Source organism: Sphingobium xenophagum, assembly GCF_002288285.1.
GTDB classification, from domain to species: Bacteria; Pseudomonadota; Alphaproteobacteria; order Sphingomonadales; family Sphingomonadaceae; genus Sphingobium; species Sphingobium xenophagum.
The window spans coordinates 210,537-230,217 of the sequence record NZ_CP022745.1 but is presented as its reverse complement, the minus strand read 5'-3'; the positions used below and the strand labels follow the sequence as shown (position 1 = coordinate 230,217).

Below are 19,681 nucleotides of genomic sequence, written 5' to 3'. Positions count from 1 at the left end.
GCGATCGGCGCACAGATTCAGGATTTCTTTGCCATTTTCGGGCAGGGTATGGCCCTGTCGGATTTTCTTACAGTCATTGTAAGGCCAAGTCCGACACCACCGGGACCGATAGTGCGACGATGATCAGGCTGTTCAAACATTATGTGCCGCATGCCGTGCTGCTGCTGGGGCTGCTCGATTTCGTGCTGCTGCTGTGCGCGGCGGAGGGCGGCTGGATATTGCGCGCGCGCCAGATTGGCATGGATATCGACCATGTGATGACCCGCATGGGCCCGTTGCTCAGCTTTGCCGTCGCGATCCAGACCGGCATGATCGCGGTCGGCGTCTATGGTACCGAAGCGCTGCAATCCATCCGATTCGCCTTTGCGCGCTTGCTGGTCGCTGTGTCGCTGGGCGTCATTTTCCTCTCCGTCCTCTATTTCCTGCTGCCCGGCATGACGCTGTGGCGCTCCAATTCGCTCTACGCCATGGGGCTGGCGATGGGTCTGCTACTGGCGGTCCGGCTGGTGCTCGGCTCGATGCTGGGCGGCGAAGCTTTCAAGCGGCGCCTTGTCGTGCTCGGCGCGGGCAATCGCGCCGATCGCATCCGCGAACTGGAAAAGAAGAAGGGCGCTGGCTATCTCGTCGTTGGCTATATCGCCATGAATGACGGGCCGCAGGTGGTGCAGGAAGCGATCAACCGCAGCGCCATCTATAACCTGTCCGATTTCGTCGTCCGCCTGAACGCCAGCGAAGTGGTGCTGGCGCTGGAGGAACGGCGCAACGCCATCCCGATGGCGGACCTTTTGCGGATCAAGACCACCGGCGTCCATGTCAACGATCTGTCGACCTTTCTGGAGCGGGAGACAGGGCGCGTCGACCTCGCCAGCGTCAATCCCAGCTGGCTGATCTTTTCGGACGGCTTTTCCGCCGGTCGCCGCATATCCAGCTTCGCCAAGCGATTGTTCGATATTCTGGCCAGTGCGCTGCTGCTGGCGCTGACCGGCCCGGTCATCCTGATCGCGGCGATATTGGTGAAGTTGGACAGCAAGGGGCCGGCTTTCTACCGGCAACAGCGTGTCGGCCTGTTCGGCCAGGAATTCTGGATCGTGAAGCTGCGCACCATGCGGACCGATGCGGAAGTCGATGGACAGGCGGTCTGGGCGGAAAAGGACGATCCGCGCATCACCCGGCTTGGCTATTGGCTGCGCAAATTGCGGATCGACGAACTGCCGCAGACCTGGACCGTGCTGAAGGGCGAAATGAGCTTCGTCGGCCCGCGCCCCGAACGCCGCCAGTTCGTCGAGGATCTGGAACAGCATCTGCGCTATTATGCCGAACGCCATATGGTGAAGCCCGGCATCACGGGCTGGGCGCAGATCAACTATCCCTATGGCGCGTCGATCGAAGATGCCCGGCACAAGCTGGAATATGATCTTTACTACGCCAAAAATTACACGCCATTCCTGGACCTGCTGATCCTGATCCAGACGTTGCGGGTTGTCCTTTGGCCCGACGGCGCGCGCTGAGGCGCTCGATATGGGCACGCTGCTTCAATTTGTCGGCGATTGGGGCCATGCGCTGGCGGCCGTGCTGTTTGCGGCGCTGGGCATCTTCATCCTGCGGCGGCGGGAAGAGGCCGTTGAACCGCGCATGCTGGCGGTCGCGTTGCTGCTCACCAGCTGCTGGGCGCTCTACATATCTTTTGGCGGCGTTTCCAAACCGTTGAGCGGCATCGGCGAAAGCATCCGCAATGCCGCCTGGCTGCTGGCGATGTTCGTCATGCTGCGGCGCGGGCCGGTGGGCCGGGCGGGACCGATCCTGGCGATCAGCGCGCTTTACGCCGCTGTTGCCGGGCTGCTGCTGCTTCAGACATCGACCGATCTGATCTGGCGGCAATTGTCGCCCGACAGCGACGTGCATCGCGCGCTGGTCAACGTGTCGCTGGTACTGCGGATGATGACCGCGATCGGCAGCCTGCTGCTGGTCCATCATCTCTACACCAACTGGCCCTCGCGTGAGCGGGTCGGGGTGGCGCTGTTGCTCGGCGCGCTGGCGGCGATGTGGACCTATGACCTCAATCTCTACGTGCTCTGCTATTTCGCGCCCGCCAGGGTCAGCGAACTTTACGCCCTGCGCGGCGTGTTGATGGCGCTGCTGGCCCCCGTGATCGCGGTGGGCATGCACAAGGATATGGCGGGCCGCCTGCAACTTTCGCGAACGCTGACCTTTCAGTCGCTCTCGCTCTTCGCCATCGCCCTCTATGTCATCGTCCTGACGGCAGCGGCGATCCTGATCGAACTGATCGCTGGCCCCTATGCCCGCGTGGTGGAAATCGGCGCTGTATTCTTCACCGCCGTCACCGCGCTGGTGCTGTTGCCATCGCCCCAGATGCGCGCGCTGTGGAAGGTGCAGGTCGCCAAGCATTTCTTCCAGCATCGCTATGACTATCGCACCGAATGGATGCGTTTTGGCGAGACGATCGGCCGCCCCGGCGACGATGCCGCGCCACTGGGCGAGCGCGTGGCCAAGGCCGTGGCCGACATCACCGATTCGCCCGCCGCCATGCTGATGCTGCGCGACGAACAGGATGCGCTGACGTTCGAGGCGCACTGGAACTGGGACGGCGGCCTGCCCGATGGCGCTGCGCTGACGCCTGACATGGTGGCGGCATGGGAAAGGAGCGGCTGGATCATCGATCTTGGCAAGCCCCGCCCCAGCGATGGCGCGCTGATATTCCCCGACTGGATGACGCAGGACCGGCGCGCCTGGGCGCTGGTGCCGCTGGTCCATTATGGCCGCCTGATCGCCGCCATCCTGCTCGCCCGCCCGCCGATCGACCGGCGGCTCGACTGGGAGGATTTCGACATGCTGCGCGCTGCCGGGCGGCAGGCCGCAACCTACATCAGCGAGGCGCAGGGGCAGCAGGCGCTGGACGATGCGCAGCGGTTCGAGGAGTTCAACCGCCGTTTCGCCTTCATCATCCATGACGTCAAAAATCTGGTGAGCCAGCTTTCGCTGCTCGCCCGCAATGCACAGCGTCATGCCGACAATCCGGATTTCCGCGCGGACATGATCCTGACCTTGCAGGAATCGGTCGGCAAGATGAACGATATGCTCGCCCGCCTGTCGCAGCATAACAAGGGCAAGGCGGAGGAGCCTCGTCCGCTGTCCCTGCGCGACATGGCCGATCAGGTCGCCCGCACCCGCGCGCGCCAGCATCCGGTCAATGTCGTCGGCACAGCGCCGCTGGCATTGGCCGATCCGGCGCGGGTCGAACAGATACTCACCCATCTGCTTCAGAACGCCATCGACGCCAGCGCGCCCGACAGCCCGGTCGATCTGCGTCTGTCCGCCGATGCCAGCGACGTGCTGGTGGAGATTGTCGACCATGGCCGGGGCATGAGCGCGGAATATATCCGCCGCGATCTGTTCAAGCCCTTTTCCTCCAGCAAGGCAGGCGGCTTTGGCATTGGCGCGTTCGAAGCGCGCGCGCTGGCGCAGGCCATGGGCGGGCGGATCGATGTTGAAAGCAAGATGGGCGTTGGCAGCCGGTTCACCCTGCGCCTGCCGCTCGCCCCCCGGAACGACAGACAAGAGAAAGCCGCCTGATGAGCGACACCCGCCCCAAATTGCTGATCGTCGAGGATGATCCGGGTCTCCAGCGCCAGTTGCGCTGGGCCTATGAGGATTATCGGCTGTTCATCGCGGGCGACCGGGACGAAGCGATCGAGATGTTGCGCGCGGAAACGCCCGATGTCGTGACGCTCGACCTTGGCCTGCCGCCGGACCCGGACGGCACCAGCGAAGGTTTTGCGACGCTGGCGGAGATATTGCGGATCAAGCCCGATACCAAGGTGATCGTCGCGTCCGGCCATGGCGCGCGGGAAAGCGCGCTCGATGCGATTGCGGGCGGCGCCTATGATTTTTACCAGAAGCCGGTCGATATTGACGAACTGGGCATGATCGTCCGCCGCGCCTTTCATGTTCATGCGCTGGAGCGGGAAAATGCCCGGCTGGCCGACACCGCGCCGGATGATGGGCGGGTGCTGGGCCGCCTGATCAGCGCGGCGCCCGAAATGATGAAGGTGGCCCGCACGATCGAGCGGGTGGCGAGCGCGCAGGTTTCCGTCCTGCTGCTGGGGGCGAGCGGCACCGGCAAGGAGTTGCTGGCGCAGGGGCTGCATGATGCCAGCCCGCGCCGGAACGGGGCGTTCGTTGCGATCAATTGCGCGGCGATCCCTGAGACGTTGCTGGAATCGGAACTGTTCGGCCATGAAAAGGGCGCGTTCACCGGCGCGGTCAAGACGACGCCGGGCAAGATCGAGCAGGCGCAGGGCGGCACATTGTTCCTCGATGAAGTGGGCGACATTCCGCTGGCGCTCCAGGTCAAATTGCTGCGCTTCCTGCAAGAGCGGTCGATCGAACGGGTCGGCGGTCGCAACCCGATAGCGGTCGATACCCGCATCGTTTGCGCCACCCACCAGAATCTGGAGGAGATGATCGCGGCGGGCAGCTTCCGCGAGGATCTCTATTATCGCTTGGCCGAAATCGTTATCCGCATACCCGCGCTGAAGGACCGGCCCGGCGATCCGGCGCTGCTGGCCCGCCATTTCCTGGCGCGCTTCGCGCGAGAGATGAACCCGCAGGTCAAGGGGCTGGCCCCGGACGCGCTGGCTGCGCTCGACGCCTGGCCCTGGCCGGGCAATGTGCGCGAACTGGAAAATCGCATGAAGCGCGCGGTCATCATGGCCGATGGCAAGCTGGTGACGGCGGCCGATCTGGACCTGGACGAGGAACGCGCCGCCGGGGGTGAGGTCGTGAACCTGAAGGCCGCGCGCGAAATGGCCGACCGTCGCGCCATCCGCCGCGCCATCGCCCGCACCGACGGCAATATATCGGGCGCGGCGAAGATATTGGGGATCAGCCGCCCGACCCTCTACGATCTGCTCAAACAATATCAGATGCAGGCATGAGCCGGACGCGCATCTTCCTGATCGCCGGGATCATCGTCCTGCTGCTGGGCGTGGCGGGCCTGTGGCAATGGCGCGTGCATGAACGGGACGGCAGCGCCGCGCTGGCGCGCGGACTGGCGGCGCTCGACCGGGGTGACGCGCGCACGGCGCGGATCGAACTGATGAATGCGATCAAGGGTGCGCCGCGATCCGTGGTCGCGCGGGAAGCGCAGGCGCGCACGCTGGTGGAACTGGGCGACGGGGCAGGGGCGCAGGTCGAAGCGGCCCGCGCGCGCGCATTGGGTGCGCCGCCGTCGCAGACCCGCGCCGTCATGGCGCAGGCGCTGTTGTTGCAGGGCGATGCCGCCGCTGCGCTGAAGGAAGCGCGCGCCGCCGATGTGCCCGACAGCGACCTGGACATGGCTGCGCGTGTGATCGCGCGGGCCGCCATGGCGCAGGGGGACATGGCGGGGGCGCAAAAAGCGCTGGCCAACGCGCTGGCGATCGCGCCCGATGATGCGGAAAACTGGGTCGAGCTTGGCCGCTTCCGGCTGGCGACCGGCGATCAGGCGGGGGCGATTGCGGCGGCTGACCGGGCGGTGGCGCTGAACCCTGCCGACGCGCGGGCATTGACGCTGCGCGGGGAGCTGACCCGCGCCCAATATGGCCTGACGGCGTCGCTACCCTGGTTCGACCGAGCGCTGGCGGTTCGGCCCGATTTGATCCCGACGATGGAGCAATATGCCGCGACGCTGGCCGATGCCGGGTCCGCCAGCGCGATGCTTGCCCTCACGCGCCGCATCCTGGCGCTGGACCCTGCCAATGCCCGCGCCTGGATGATGCAGGCGGTGATGGCGGCGCGCGCGGGCAAGGCGGATCTGGCCCGTTCGCTGCTGGACCGGACCCAGGGCCAGCTGGACGATGAACCGGCCACTCGCCTGCTGCGCGGCGTGCTGAACTTGCAGGAGGGCAACGCCGTCCTTGCTACCGAGGCGCTGGCCCCGCTGGTCGCGGCGCAGCCCGACAATCGCACCGCCCGCACCCTGTTGGCCCGCGCCCAATATATGACCGGCGATTATGCCACCGCCGCTACGATGCTGGCGCCGATCGTCGCGCAGCGCGATGCCGATCCCTATGTGCTGACGCTGGCCGCGCGTGCGCAGGAGGGATTGGGCGACCGGACGATGGCCGCCGACATGCTGGCCCGCGCCGCCTGGCCGGTGCGTGCTGCCGCCGATTCCTTTGCCAGCCCCCGCGACGCCGCTTTGGCCAACGGGCCGCCGCCCGCCAGCACCGCCACCGCGCGCGACAATATCCCCTATATCCGGGCGCTGCTGAGCACTGGCCGCACCGGCGAAGCCTTGGCGCGCGCCCAATCGCTGAGCCGCGCCAATCCCGGTGCGCCCGACGCCTGGCTGATCCACGGTGACGCGCTGGGCGCAGCGGGCCGCCCGGCCGACGCCGCGCGCGCCTATGAGGCCGCGGCCAATATCCGGTTCGACCGGGCCGCCGCCATGCGTCTTGCCGCGGCATGGGGGCAGGCGGGCAATGCCGTGCGCGCGGCGCAGGTCGTACAACTGTTCCTGACCCAGCATCCCAATGACGCGGAAGCCCAGCGCCTTGCCGCCACCGTCGCCATGCAGCGGCAGGATTGGCGCACTGCGCTGCGCCTGTTGCAGGCAGTGCGGGCGCAGACCGGGAATGGCGACGCCGTGCTGATGGCCGACCTGGCCCGCGCCGCACTGGGAACCGGGGATCGCCAGTCCGCGCTGGCCTATGCCGCCCATGCCTATCGCCTGATGCCCGCCAACCCGATGAGCGCCGACATCTATGGCTGGACGCTGCTGCGCACCGGCGACAAGGGGCCGGCGGCGGTCGATCTGCTGGAAAAGGCGGTGGCGCTGGCGCCCGGCCACCCGGTGCTGCAACTCCATCTGGGGCAGGCCTATGCCGCCGCCGGGCGCAAGGATGATGCGAAGCTGGCGCTGGGGCAGGCAGCGGCTACCAATTTTGCGGGGCGGCAAGAGGCTGTCGACGCATTGGCGGCGCTTTAGGACATCCTCCGCCCTGCGTCGCGTTGCGTGTCCCTTGTCCCGTTCGCTTCGAGCGAAGTCGAGAAACCTCAGCGCCACGGTTTCTCGCCTTCGCTCGAAACGAACGGAGGTTGGAGAATGGGCCCGGAACGACAGGAAAAGCGCGCGGCCCGCTTACGCCTTCTGCGCGTCCAGTTCCTCGACCCGCAGGCCCAGCCGCCGGATCTGCGCCGCGACCGGGGGCCAGACGGTTTCCAGAAAATGCGCCCGCTCCGCCACGCGCAGGCGGCGGGTTGCGCCGTCGGCGACGAACATGCCGACGCCACGCTTGACCACGACCAGCCCATCATCCTGAAAGCTTTGATAGGCCTTGGCGACCGTCAGCGGATTGGCCCCCTGCTGCGCGGCAAAGGCGCGGACGGATGGCAGCATGTCGCCATCGCTAAATTCACCGTCCAATATGGATGCGGCAATTATCTCTCGCAGGCGGAGATAGACGGGTTTGGAATCGTCGGCCATAACTGCATCAGTGCCATAATACAGCGATGCGCGCAAGCCAGTTGCTTGCGCTGGATCGGGTCGTTTGCGTAACTATCTGTCCCAGATCGATATGATGTCGTCATAATCTGGCCTTGGCCGCTCTTCCTGCGGTTTGCCGGGCGTCCCGATGAATATGAATCCGGCGATGCTCTCGCCCTCCTTGCCAAAGGCCGCGCGCACATTGTCATTATAGGTCGGCCATCCGGTCAGCCAGCCCCGGCAAAGCCCAGCGCATGGGTCGCATTGAGCAGGTTCATGACCGCCGCGCCCACGGACAATGTCTGTTCCCACGCCGGTATCTTGCTGCCCGCGACGGGGGCGGACAGGGCCACCACCAATGTCGGCGCCTGATGCGCGAACTGGTGCATCGCCTCTATCTCCAGCCGACCGGCATCGGGCTTTTCGGCGCGATAGGCGGCTTCGAGCAGGTCGGCCAGCGCCGCGCGCTTTTCCAGCGGCACGATGACGAAACGCCATGGCGCCAGCTTGCCGTGGTCGGGCGTGCGGATCGCCACCTCCAATATCTGGCGCAGTTGCGCATCGTCCGGGCCGGGCGCGATCAGGTCGCGCGGTTTGCCCGATCGGCGGGTCTGGAGCAGGGTGAGCGGGGTCGAGCGGTCATTGAACATCGCATCCAGATGGCGCGGCACCCGCTTTGACGCAAGGGCCGCCTGCGCTTTTGACAGATGCGAAATAGGCTCTAGTCTCGCGCCATCCTCTGGTCCCCGTTCGGCGGACCGGCACACATAAAAGACAAGGGTAGCTGATGGCGACCTCAATTTCTGGCACGGCGGCAGCGGGCAAGACCTGGCTTGGCCATCCGCGCGGCCTGTTTCTGCTGTTTTTCGCGGAGATGTGGGAGCGTTTTTCCTACTATGGGATGCGCGCCATCCTGATCTTCTACCTCACCAAACATTTCCTGTTCGGGGAGGACAGGGCCTATCTGCTCTACGGGGCCTATACCTCGCTCGTCTATATCACCCCGGTCATCGGCGGCTATCTGGCCGATCGATTCCTGGGGCCGCGCAAGGCGGTGCTGGCGGGCGGGCTGTTCATCGCCTTCGGTCATTTCCTGATCGCGGTGACGGAGGGGCCGGGGGGCAAGACCCGGTCTATCTCAACGGCTTCTATCTGGCGCTGGCCAGCATCATCGTCGGCACCGGCTTTCTGAAAGCCAATATCTCCGTGCTGGTGGGCGAACTCTATCCGCGCGACGATGCCCGCCGTGATCCGGCCTTCTCCATTTTCTACATGGGCATCAATGCTGGCGGGGCAATCGGCCCGCTGGTCTGCGGCCTGTTGGGGGAAACGATGGGCTGGGGCTGGGGCTTTGGCGCGGCCGGGGTCGGCATGTTGCTGGGTCTTGTGATGTTCGTCTGGCTCACCCCCTGGCTGCTGGGCAAGGGGAGCCGCCCGCGCCGCAGCAATTGCGCGCGCCAGCGGTTGCAGGCGTCAGCCAGGAATGGACCATCTATCTGGGCGCGATATTGGGCGTCGCCGCGATCTGGTTCGTCATCCGCTATGCCGAATTGCTGGGTTATGCGCTGCTCGCCTTCGCGGCGCTGACGGTCATCTACATCGTCTGGCGCACGCTCGGCACGCTGGGCAAGATCGATCGCGACCGCATGTTCGCCGCCCTGTTCCTGATCGCGCTCAACCCGCTATTCTGGGGTCTGTTTGAACAGACCGGATCGTCCCTCAACATCTTTACCGATCGCAATGTCGACCGCACCGTGCTGGGATGGGATATTCCCGCATCGATGTTCCAGTCGGTCAATTCCATCTTCATCATTCTGCTCGCGCCGCTATTCGCCGTGCTGTGGACCTTCCTCGACAAGCGCCGCCTCGAACCCTCATCCCCCGCCAAATTCGGCATCGGCCTCATATTGTGCGGCGCGGGCTTTCTGGTGCTGGTGGCGGGTGCGGCGATGGCGGGACAGGATCTGACCCCGCTGCTGTTCGTCATCCTCATCTACCTGTTCCACACCATGGCGGAGCTGTGCTTCTCCCCCGTCGGCCTGTCGGCGATGACGCGGCTGTCGGTGCCCAATATGGTCGGGCTGGTGATGGGCACCTGGTTCCTGGCGATGGCGGCGGGCAATTTCATCGCTGGCCTGATTGCCCGCGCGACCGGCAGCGGCGATGCGAACGGCGTGGCGCAGGTGCTGGACGTCTATAGTCGCATCGGCTGGTTTTCGATCGGGGTCGGCGTGATCGTATTGCTGGTTTCGCCAATGATCACGCGGCTGATGCATCTCGACACGATTGGCGCGGAGGAACGTCCATGAGGTTGATCTTGATCGCTGCGCTGCTCGTCAGCGCGGCTACCCCTGCCGGTGCGAAGAAGGACAGGGAAGCGCCCGCCCCGACACAGGGCAGTTCGGCCGAGCCGGACAATCCCTATCCCTCGACCTACAAGGCCTATCCCGGTGTCGCCACGGCGATCAGGGGCGCGACCATTTTCGACGGGGAGGGGGGCCGGATCGACAATGGCGTCATCTTCCTGTCCGATGGCAAGGTGACCGCGATCGGCGGCCCCGACACGCCAATCCCTGCCGACATCGCGGTGTTCGACGGCACCGGCAAATATGTGACACCGGGCGTCATCGACATACACAGCCATCTGGGCGATTATCCCAGCCCCAGCGTGGATGCGCTGTCCGACGGCAATGAAGCGACGTCGCCGGTCACCGCCCATGTATGGGCCGAACATAGTATCTGGCCGCAGGATGCAGGCTTTGGCCGGGCACTGGCCAATGGCGGTGTCACCAGCCTGCAAATCCTGCCCGGATCGGCCAATCTGTTCGGTGGGCGCAGCGTCACGCTGAAAAACGTCCCCGCCCGCACGATGCAGGGGATGAAATTCCCCGGTGCGCCCTATGGCCTGAAAATGGCGTGCGGCGAAAATCCCAAGCGGGTTTATGGCTCGAAGGGGCGGGAGCCTTCCACCCGCATGGGCAATATGGCGGTCAATCGCCAGACCTGGATCAAGGCGCGCGAATATCAGAAGAAGCGCGCCGCCGGAAAAGATCAGACCCGTGACCTTGGCATGGAAACGCTGGCCGATGTGCTGGAGGGCAAGATCCTGGTCCATAACCACTGCTACCGCGCCGACGAAATGGCCAATGTCATCGATATGAGCAAGGAGTTCGGCTACAAGGTCACGGCGTTTCACCATGCAGTCGAAGCATATAAGATTGCCGACCTGCTGCGCGATAACGGCATTTGCGCAGCGCTGTGGGGCGACTGGTATGGCTTCAAGATGGAAGCCTATGACGGGATCAAGGAGAATATCCCGCTGGTCCACCGGGCAGGCGCCTGCACCATCGTCCATAGCGATGATGAAAACGGCATACAGCGGCTCAATCAGGAGGCGGCCAAGGCGCTGGGGGCTGGCCGCCGGATGGGCATCGACATCGCTGACGAGGTGGCGTGGACCTGGCTCGCTATCAACCCCGCGCGGGCGATGGGGATTGCCGATCAGACCGGCAGTCTGAAAGTCGGCAAGATGGCCGACGTGGTGCTGTGGAACGGCAATCCGTTCAGCACCTATACAAGGCCGGAGAAGGTGTGGATCGATGGGGCGCTGCTCTATGACAGCGCCAATCCCAAACTGCGCCCGGTCAGCGATTTTGAACTCGGCCAGATCGGCGCGGGAGACGTGAAATGATGACGGCATCCAACATCCGTTCGCTTCGAGCGAAGTCGAGAAGCCCTCGCGCAGCCTTCGCGGCTCTTGCGCTGCTCTCCACCCCCGCGCTCGCCCAGTCCCTCGCCATCACCGGCGCGACCCTCGCCATTGGCGATGGCTCTGAACCCATCCGCAACGGCACTGTCCTGATCAGCGCCGGCAAGGTGACGGCCGCTGGCGCGGGCATTGCCATTCCGCCGGGCATCAAGGCCATCGATGCGGGCGGCAAATGGGTGACGCCGGGTCTGGTATCGGGATACTCGCGCGTCGGTCTGGTAGAGGTGCCTGCGGTCAACGAAACCAATGACGCCAGCGCGCGGTCGCCCTTTTCCGCCGCGATTGACGTCGCTCCGGCGATCAACCCGCTTGCCAACCCGATCGCGATCAGCCGCACGGCGGGCATTACCCGCGCCGTCGTCGTACCGTCGACCGGCATCGGCATTTTCGCCGGGCAGGGCGCGGTGGTGGACCTTGGCGCGGACATGAATGCCATCACCAGGGCGCGCGCCTTCCAATATGTCGAACTGGGCGAGGAGGGGGCCAAGGATGCGGGCGGCAGCCGTCCCGCCGCGATCCTGACCTTCAGGACGATGCTGCGCGAGGCGCAGGATTATGCCAAGGCGCCTGCCAGCTATGACGGGCGCTCGAAGGATGCGCTGCTCAACCGGGTGGATGCGCAGGCGCTGGTGCCGGTCGTCTCCGGGGCAATGCCGCTGATGGTCCATGTCGAAAGCGCGCGCGACATAGTGACCGTCCTGTCGCTGCGTCAGGATTTTCCTGCGCTCAAGCTCATTATCGCGGGCGCTGCCGAAGGCTGGATGGTCGCGCCGCAAATCGCGGCGGCCAAGGTGCCGGTGATCGCGGGCGGCCTCGACGACCTTCCCTCCAGCTTTGAAAAGCTGGCCGCGACCCAGAGCAATGTCGGGCGGATGGTGAAGGCAGGCGTCATCGTCTCCATGGGGCTGATGGACCGCGACGAAGGGCTGCAACTGCGCCTCGCGACCCAGCAGGCGGGCAATATGGTGGCGCTGAACAAGGTGCCGGGCGCCACCGGCCTCAGTTGGGGGCAGGCGCTCCGCACCATCAGCAGCGCCCCCGCCGAAGCCATGGGGCTGGGCGACCGGATCGGCTCACTGAAGCCGGGGCGGGCAGGGGATGTCGTGCTATGGGATGGCGATCCGCTGGAAATGACATCCGCGCCGATCGCGGTGTGGATCGACGGCGTGCCGCAACCCATCGACAACCGCCAGACAAAGCTGCGCGACCGCTACGCGACGCCGCAGGAGGGCGCGCTGCCCAAGGCGTATGAATGGTAGGGTGAGGGGGCGGCGGTAGGGCGTGCAGCCGCTACCCGGTCCCGTTCGTTTCGAGCGAAGTCGAGAAACCTGCTCGGTGTTTCTCGACTTCGCTCGAAACGAACGGAGGTGGAGAAAAACCCTCAAGCCATCGCGCGCTATGCCGCAGTTGGGAAAAGGGGGAGGACGCTCGCTGTCCTACACCCGCCCCGCCTGCTAAAAGCGCGCCCGGTTCCTTCCCATCGTTCACACGCCATATTCGACCGCGCGCACCGCATGGCCGACCGCCAAACGTCACCCGAATTTTCCATAAGCGATATGGGCGAAGTTTGCGAAGTTTCGCATGCACCAGCCATCGCAGGATGCGTAACATCCTGTCCGCATCGCGCACGAAAATATCATGATTGCCGGGAAATATGCGAAGCTAAGCCCCGCATTTCCTATTCGACGCTTGCCCTTTGCCGGGCCGTCAGTTCATCGACAGGATCATGTTCCGCACCTGCGGATAGACCTGCTTTTCCCATTTGCTGCCGGAAAAGACGCCATAATGGCCAACGCCAGGTTGCAAATGGTGGCGCTTGAGGTGCGGGCGAAGGCCGGTGCAGAGTGCATGGGCCGCCGCTGTCTGGCCCACGGCGCAGACATCGTCCTTCTCGCCCTCGACCGTCAGCAGGGCAGTCTTGCGGATCGCGCCCGGATTGACGGGACGGCCACGGTGCATCAATTCGCCCTTGGCCAGCAAGGTACGCTGGAACACCAGATCGACCGTCTCCAGGTAAAATTCCTTGGTCATGTCCAGGACCGCGAAATATTCCTCGTAGAAACTCTTGATCTTGTCCGCCTCGACCGTCTTGCCGTCGGCCAGAAGCTGATAGAGTTCGCGATGCTGCGATCCGTGCCGTTCCATGTTCATCGCCATGAAGGCGGAAAGTTGTACGAAGCCGGGATAGACTTCACGACCGCGCCCGGCATAGCGGAAGGGGACGATGGAGATCAGATTCTTCTCGAACCAGTCGATCGGCTTGTCGTTGGCCAGATCATTGACCACGGTGGGCGCGACCCGCGTGTCGATCGGCCCGCCCATCAGCGTCATCGACTTGGGCGTCGCGGGGTCTTTATCCTCCGCCATGACCGCCACCGCCGCCAGCGCAGGGACGCAGGGCTGGCATACCGACAGCAGATGCGCGCCGGGGCCCATCGTCTGGAAAAAGCGGATTATATAATCGACATAATCCTCAAAGCCGAAACGCCCCGCCGCCAGCGGCACGTCGCGGGCATTTTTCCAGTCGGTAATATAGACGTCATGGTCCCGCAGCAGGGTCTCCACAGTACTGCGCAGCAAGGTGGAGAAATGACCCGACATCGGCGCCACCACCAGCACGCGCGGCTGGGCGGTGTCCACCTCATCCTTGACGAAGTGCAGCAGGTCGCCAAAGGGCAGGTCGAGGACGATCTCTTCGCGCACCGCCACATCGGCATTGCCGCTGCGTACCGACGTAATGGCGTAGGGTGGCCGCTTGTGCGTAACCCGCGCACCCTGAAACACGTCCATCAGCGCGAACATGCGCCGAGGCATGGCCCAGTCGGCCATCGGTCCCAATTTGTCGCGCATCCCCAGCGCAACCTGCGCCCCGAAGCGTGCCGGCGCCAGCATATCGTTCCACGCCTGATAACCACTGTATAGCATCCGCATGATTATAAGCGCGCCTTGTTTAATCCGTCCATCCGAATCGGTTCTGGTATAAAACGTTATACACGGATTATATGTTGCACCGCATCATCATAAATGTAGGTTAAGACCGACCGGAGGGAATGTCATGCCCATTGCTGAGCTCACTCTATCCAGTAAAAATTACTCGTCCTGGTCGCTGCGCGGCTGGCTGCTCTGCCGGATTGCGGGCCTGAAGGTCGAGGAAAAGCTGGTCGCGCTGGATGATCCGGAAAATCGCGCGGAATTGCTGCTGCTGTCGCCATCCGTACTGGTGCCGCGCCTGACCCATGAAGGGGCGAGCGTGTGGGACACGCTCGCGATCGCGGAATATCTGCATGAATTATATCCCGATGCAGGCATGTATCCCGCCGATCGGATCGCCCGCGCCCATTGCCGGTCGGTGTCGGGCGAAATTCATTCCGGTTTCGCCAATCTGCGCTCCGCCCTACCGATGAACCTGAAGGTCCGCCACGCCAAATTCCCGATCTTTCCGGGCGCCAAGCCCGACATCGAACGGATCGAGACGATCTGGGCCGAATGTCTGGACAGCTATGGCGGGCCATGGCTGTTCGGTGACAAGCCGACTGTCGCCGACGCGATGTTCGCGCCGGTGGCCGAACGGTTCCTGACCTATGCCGTGCCGGTGTCCATGAAGGCGGCGGCCTATTGTCAGACGATCAACGGGTGGGACATCATGCGCGAATGGATTGACGAGGCGCGGATCGAACCGGACGAGATGGAAGAACTCGACATCGAATTCTGACAGTCCTTTCGCCCGTCACTGGCCTTTCGCTTATGGCTGGTAGCGGGTAAGCCTGTGCCATGACCCGTGCATTACTGGCTCTTGGCCTCCTCGCCCTTCCCGCTCACGCCCAGACGGTCGCGCCGCAGCAACTCGAACAATCGGTCCGCGTTCTGGCGTCCGACCTGTTCGAAGGCCGCGCCCCCGGCACGGTCGGGGAGGAGCGCACGATCGGCTATCTGGTCGGTCGCTTTCAGGCGCTGGGGCTGGAGCCGGGCGGGCCGGATGGGCAATGGGTGCAGAGCGTGCCTCTGCTCCACACCCGGCTGGGCCAGGCGGAGGTGCTGGGCGTCAAGCAGGGAAGCGCCATGACGGCGTGGACCGCGGGGAAGGACGTCTATCTTTCCACCCTCCAGCCGCGCGACAAGGTTGCGATCAGCAGCGCGCCATTGCTGTTCGTCGGCTATGGCGTTTCTGCCCCGGAACGCGGCTGGGATGATTTCAAGGGCGCGGACCTGAAAGGCAAGGTCGCGGTCTTTCTGATCAACGACCCGGATTTCGAAGCGGCCAAGGGCGATGACGCAGCCGGCAAGTTCGGCGACCGGACAATGACCTATTATGGCCGCTGGACCTACAAGTTCGAGGAAGCGGCCCGGCGCGGCGCGGTTGGCGCGCTGATCGTGCACGACACGCCCGGCGCCGGCTATGGCTGGAATGTGGTCGTCAGTCCGGGCGGGGAAAATTATGATCTGGTCCGCGCGCCCGACAAGCTGACCAGCCTCCAGCTACAGGGCTGGATCGAGGGCGGGGCAGCGGCCAAGCTGTTTGCAGGCGCGGGCCTGGACCTTGCAAGCTTGCGCGCGAAGGCGCGGTCGAAAGGCTTTCGGCCCGTGGAGTTGAAGGGGGCCAGCTTTTCCGCCGCTTTCCCGGTGACGCAGGACGTCATCAAGAGCGCCAATGTCCTTGCCCGCATTCCTGGTGCCAAACGGCCTGACGAAACGGTCATGTACGGCGCGCATTGGGATGCCTATGGCAAGGGTGCGCCCGACGCGCAGGGGCGGATCTATCGCGCCGGGGCCAATGACGATGCGCTGGGCATCGCCGGCCTGTTCGAGATCGCCCGCGCCTTCAAGGCTGGCGCCGCGCCGGACCGCAGCATCCTGTTCGCGGCCTGGACGGCGGAGGAGAGGGGGCTGCTGGGTTCGGAACATTATGCCCAGAACCCGGTCTGGCCGCTCGACAAAACCGTCGCCAATTTGACGATCGACATTCTCCAGACCGCTGGCAAGGCGAAGGACGTCATTCTGGTGGGCAAAGGGCAGGGGACGCTGGAGGATGACCTGGCCAGGGCTGCTGCTGCGCAGGGCCGGGTCGTGACGCCTGAAAGCCTGCCCGAACGCGGGCTGTTCTACCGTGCCGATCATTTCTCCATGGCCAAGCGGGGCGTGCCGGTGCTGCTGATGATGGGGATTGCGGGCGCGTCCGATCTGGTCGAGGGCGGCCGGGCGGCGGGACAGGCCTGGGTCGATGCCTATACCGGCCAATGCTACCATCAGGCGTGTGACGCGGTCGACGCGACATGGAAACTGGACGGCGCAGCGCAGGATGTGGACCTGATGCTGGCGATCGGCCAAGACCTTGCGACGTCGACCCGCTGGCCGCAATGGAAGCCGGGGTCCGAATTCAAGTCGGTGCGGGACGCAAGCGCGACCGCACGGCCCTGAGCCCGAAAACCGCGCATCCCGGCCAAAAATAACGGCGCGGGATGGCGGTGTCAGGCGGTCAGCCGGTCAGGCAGCCAGCTTTCGCAGCACATATTGCAGGATGCCGCCGTTCAGGAAATATTCCAGCTCGTTGACCGTGTCGATCCGGCAGAGCGCGGTGAAGGTGAAGGTCGAGCCATCGGCACGGGTCACGGCGACTTCGACATCCTGACGGGGCTTGAGCTTCCCAACGCCAGTGATGGTGAAGCTTTCGTCACCGGTCAGGCCCAGCGTGTCGCGCGTGTCGCCATTTTTGAACTGAAGCGGCAGCACGCCCATGCCAACCAGATTAGAGCGGTGGATGCGTTCGAAGCTTTCGACGATGACCGCGCGAACGCCCAGCAGATTGGTGCCCTTGGCCGCCCAGTCGCGTGACGATCCGGTGCCATATTCTTTGCCGCCGATGACGACCAGCGGAGTGCCGTCCGCCTTGTGCTTCATCGCCGCGTCATAGATGGGCAGGGTTTCGCCCTTGTAGCGGGTCATGCCCCCTCGACGCCGTCCAGCATCAGATTCTTGATGCGGATGTTGGCGAAGGTGCCGCGCATCATGACTTCATGATGGCCGCGCCGCGCGCCATAGCTGTTGAAATCGGCCTGCGCGACCTGATGCTCGGACAGCCACTTGCCTGCTGGCGAGGATGCCTTGATGGAGCCTGCGGGCGAGATATGGTCGGTGGTGATGGAGTCACCGAATATCGCCAGAGGCTTGGCCTCGACAATGTCGGTGACGGGGGCCGGGGTCATGCTCAGCCCTTCGAAATAGGGCGGGTTGGCGACATAGGTGGAGCCTGCACGCCACTGATATGTGTCCGATCCGGTAACGTCGATCGCCTGCCAATGGGCGTCGCCCTTATAGACGTTGGCGTAGCGCGCCTGGAACATGGCGCGGTCCACGCAGGTCGCCATGGTCGATGCGATGTCGTCATTGGTGGGCCAGATGTCTTTGAGATAGACGTCCTGCCCGGCGCTGCCGACGCCGATCGGGGTAGTGATGAAATCCTCGATCACCGTGCCCTTGAGCGCATAGGCGACGACGAGCGGGGGAGAGGCCAGGAAATTGGCGCGCACGTCGGGTGACACGCGGCCTTCGAAATTGCGGTTGCCCGAAATGACGGCGGCGGCGACCAGACCATTGTCGTTGATCGCGGCGCTGATCGGCGGGGCCAGCGGGCCGCTATTGCCGATGCAGGTGGTGCAGCCATAGCCCACCAGATTGAAGCCGATCGCGTCGAGATGCGACTGGAGGCCCGCCTTTTCCAGATAGTCGGTGACGACCTGACTGCCGGGGGCGAGCGAGGTCTTGACCCAGGGCTTTGGCCTGAGGCCCAGTTCGTTCGCCTTCTTGGCGACCAGGCCCGCGGCCAGCATGACGCCGGGGTTCGACGTGTTGGTGCAACTGGTGATCGCCGCGATGGTCACGTCGCCGTCGCCAATGTCGAAATCCTTGCCCTCTACGGCCACGCGCTGCTGCGCTTTCTTGTAGACGTTCGCGAGATCGGCGTTGAACACATCATCGACCTGCGGCAGCGAGACGCGGTCCTGTGGGCGTTTGGGACCGGCCAGGCTGGGGACGACGGTGGCAAGGTCCAGTTCCAGCGTATCGGTAAACACCAGCTCCGCCGACGGATCGATCCAGAAGCCCTGTTCCTTGGCATATGCTTCGACCAGCGCGAGATTTTCGTCGCTGCGGCCGGTCAGGCGCATATAGTCGAGCGTCTTGTCATCGATGCCAAAGAAGCCGCAGGTCGCGCCATATTCGGGCGCCATGTTGGCAAGGGTCGCGCGGTCGGCGAGCGACAGGCTGGCAAGGCCGGGGCCGAAATATTCGACGAAGCGGCCAACCACGCCCTTCTTGCGCAGCATTTCGGTGCAGGTCAGCACCAGATCGGTGGCGGTGACGCCTTCCTTCAATTGGCCGACCATCTTGAAGCCGACGACTTCGGGAATGAGCATGGAAACAGGCTGACCAAGCATCGCCGCCTCAGCCTCGATACCGCCCACGCCCCAGCCCAATACGCCAAGGCCGTTGATCATGGTGGTATGGCTGTCGGTGCCGACACAGGTGTCGGGATAGGCGACGATATTGCCGTCCGCATCCTCGGACGACCAGACGGCCTGCGCGATATTTTCCAGATTGACCTGATGGCAGATGCCGGTGCCAGGGGGGACCGCGTAGAAATTGGCGAGGGACTTGCTGCCCCATTTCAGAAAGTCGTAGCGCTCCATGTTCCGCTGATATTCAATCTCGACATTCTGCTCGAACGCCTTGGGCGTGCCGAATTCGTCGACCATGACGCTGTGGTCGATGACGAGGTGGACAGGCACCTGCGGATTGATCTTGCTGGCGTCGGCGCCCAGCGCATTCATCGCGTCGCGCATGGCGGCGAGATCGACCACGCAGGGGACGCCGGTGAAATCCTGAAGCAGGACGCGGGCGGGACGATATTGAATCTCGCGCTCGGCCTTGCCCTTGTCATTCTGCCAGTCGATGATGGCCTGAATATCCTCGATCGTGACGGTGACGCCATCTTCGAAGCGGAGCAGATTTTCGAGCAGCACCTTCATCGAGAAGGGCAGGCGCGACACGTCGCCCAGCTTCGCCGCCGCTTTTTTGAGCGAGTAAAAGGCGATGTCCTTGCCCTCGACATGTAAAATGTCGCGCGTGCCCAATGTGTCCTGTCCGATGGCGGTCATGAAAATGCGTCTCCTCGCGGTAGCATCGGCCCGATCGGGAGGATGACGCATGATCCGCCCAAAAGCCGGACGGCCTGAGGGCAGGAGGCGCCCCAACCATGGGTCGAAGCAGGTATGTCCCGATGTAGCAGGGAGATAGGAACTAGCGGTGCCAAGTCAATTGCCAAGTCGGTCAAGGCAGATGTTTGGGAGGCAGCCGAGGTCGGGTATCCGCTGTCGACGTGAGACTGTCGGGTTCGCCATCATTGGCGTGTCGAACAAAATACTTCCTCCCCT

The 19,681-nt window shown here is 64.2% G+C and carries 10 protein-coding genes and 3 pseudogenes; 9 read left to right on the top strand and 4 right to left on the bottom strand.

The window, feature by feature from the left end; translation table 11 throughout:
- Window positions 1-119: 119 nt before the first annotated feature.
- From CJD35_RS01115 to CJD35_RS01100, 4 genes are read left to right on the top strand one after another with little or no spacing between them, the layout of a single operon-like run.
- Window positions 120-1,508 (top strand): TIGR03013 family XrtA/PEP-CTERM system glycosyltransferase, encoded by a 1,389-nt coding sequence (locus tag CJD35_RS01115; protein ID WP_017184355.1) that lies wholly within the window; start codon window positions 120-122, stop codon window positions 1,506-1,508.
- A gap of 10 nt (window positions 1,509-1,518) precedes the next feature.
- Window positions 1,519-3,591 carry an XrtA/PEP-CTERM system histidine kinase PrsK gene (prsK, locus tag CJD35_RS01110; protein ID WP_026002615.1) on the top strand — a complete coding sequence of 691 codons (2,073 nt, stop codon included), beginning with the start codon at window positions 1,519-1,521 and terminating at the stop codon, window positions 3,589-3,591.
- On the top strand, window positions 3,591-4,955 hold the full coding sequence (gene prsR, locus CJD35_RS01105) for a PEP-CTERM-box response regulator transcription factor (RefSeq protein WP_017184353.1): 1,365 nt from the start codon (window positions 3,591-3,593) through the stop codon (window positions 4,953-4,955). Before prsK ends, prsR begins: the two co-directional genes overlap by 1 nt.
- The gene (locus CJD35_RS01100; protein WP_086485746.1) at window positions 4,952-6,988 is read left to right on the top strand and encodes a tetratricopeptide repeat protein; all 2,037 of its coding nucleotides are present in this window, start codon (window positions 4,952-4,954) and stop codon (window positions 6,986-6,988) included. Before prsR ends, CJD35_RS01100 begins: the two co-directional genes overlap by 4 nt.
- A 153-nt stretch (window positions 6,989-7,141) precedes the next feature.
- On the opposite strand, the gene CJD35_RS01095 is transcribed toward CJD35_RS01100, so the two are convergent.
- Window positions 7,142-7,486 carry a GntR family transcriptional regulator gene (locus CJD35_RS01095; protein ID WP_017184351.1) on the bottom strand — a complete coding sequence of 115 codons (345 nt, stop codon included), beginning with the start codon at window positions 7,484-7,486 and terminating at the stop codon, window positions 7,142-7,144.
- 72 nt (window positions 7,487-7,558) lie between these two features.
- Window positions 7,559-8,136 (bottom strand): annotated as a pseudogene (locus CJD35_RS01090) (nitroreductase family protein).
- Window positions 8,137-8,273: 137 nt separating this feature from the next.
- Between CJD35_RS01090 and CJD35_RS23505 the strand changes: the two are divergent.
- The 3 genes and pseudogenes from CJD35_RS23505 to CJD35_RS01075 all read left to right on the top strand — a co-directional run bounded on the left by CJD35_RS23505 (window position 8,274) and on the right by CJD35_RS01075 (window position 12,514).
- A pseudogene (locus tag CJD35_RS23505) lies at window positions 8,274-9,795 on the top strand (peptide MFS transporter).
- Entirely contained in the window at window positions 9,792-11,177 is a 1,386-nt protein-coding gene (locus tag CJD35_RS01080) for an amidohydrolase (protein WP_017184348.1), read from the top strand. The pseudogene CJD35_RS23505 and the gene CJD35_RS01080 overlap by 4 nt, the downstream one beginning before the upstream one ends.
- A complete protein-coding gene (locus CJD35_RS01075) occupies window positions 11,174-12,514 on the top strand; it encodes an amidohydrolase family protein (RefSeq protein ID WP_017184347.1) in 1,341 nt (446 codons plus the stop codon). Before CJD35_RS01080 ends, CJD35_RS01075 begins: the two co-directional genes overlap by 4 nt.
- Window positions 12,515-12,962: 448 nt before the next feature.
- Here CJD35_RS01075 and CJD35_RS01070 read toward each other — a convergent pair whose 3' ends face one another.
- Window positions 12,963-14,186, bottom strand: coding sequence for a polyhydroxyalkanoate depolymerase (locus CJD35_RS01070; protein ID WP_019051756.1), 1,224 nt, complete (start codon window positions 14,184-14,186; stop codon window positions 12,963-12,965).
- A 124-nt stretch (window positions 14,187-14,310) separates the two neighbouring features.
- On the opposite strand from CJD35_RS01070, the gene CJD35_RS01065 reads away from it, so the two are divergent.
- Together CJD35_RS01065 and CJD35_RS01060 are read left to right on the top strand one after the other, a co-directional pair.
- Window positions 14,311-14,967: a glutathione S-transferase gene (locus tag CJD35_RS01065; RefSeq protein ID WP_017184345.1), complete on the top strand. Its 657-nt coding sequence runs from the start codon at window positions 14,311-14,313 to the stop codon at window positions 14,965-14,967.
- A gap of 59 nt (window positions 14,968-15,026) precedes the next feature.
- Window positions 15,027-16,670: a M28 family metallopeptidase gene (locus CJD35_RS01060; protein WP_017184344.1), complete on the top strand. Its 1,644-nt coding sequence runs from the start codon at window positions 15,027-15,029 to the stop codon at window positions 16,668-16,670.
- Window positions 16,671-16,736: 66 nt separating this feature from the next.
- Here the strand turns inward: CJD35_RS01060 and acnA are convergent.
- Window positions 16,737-19,405 (bottom strand): annotated as a pseudogene (gene acnA, locus CJD35_RS01055) (aconitate hydratase AcnA).
- Between the last annotated feature and the right edge of the window lie 276 nt (window positions 19,406-19,681).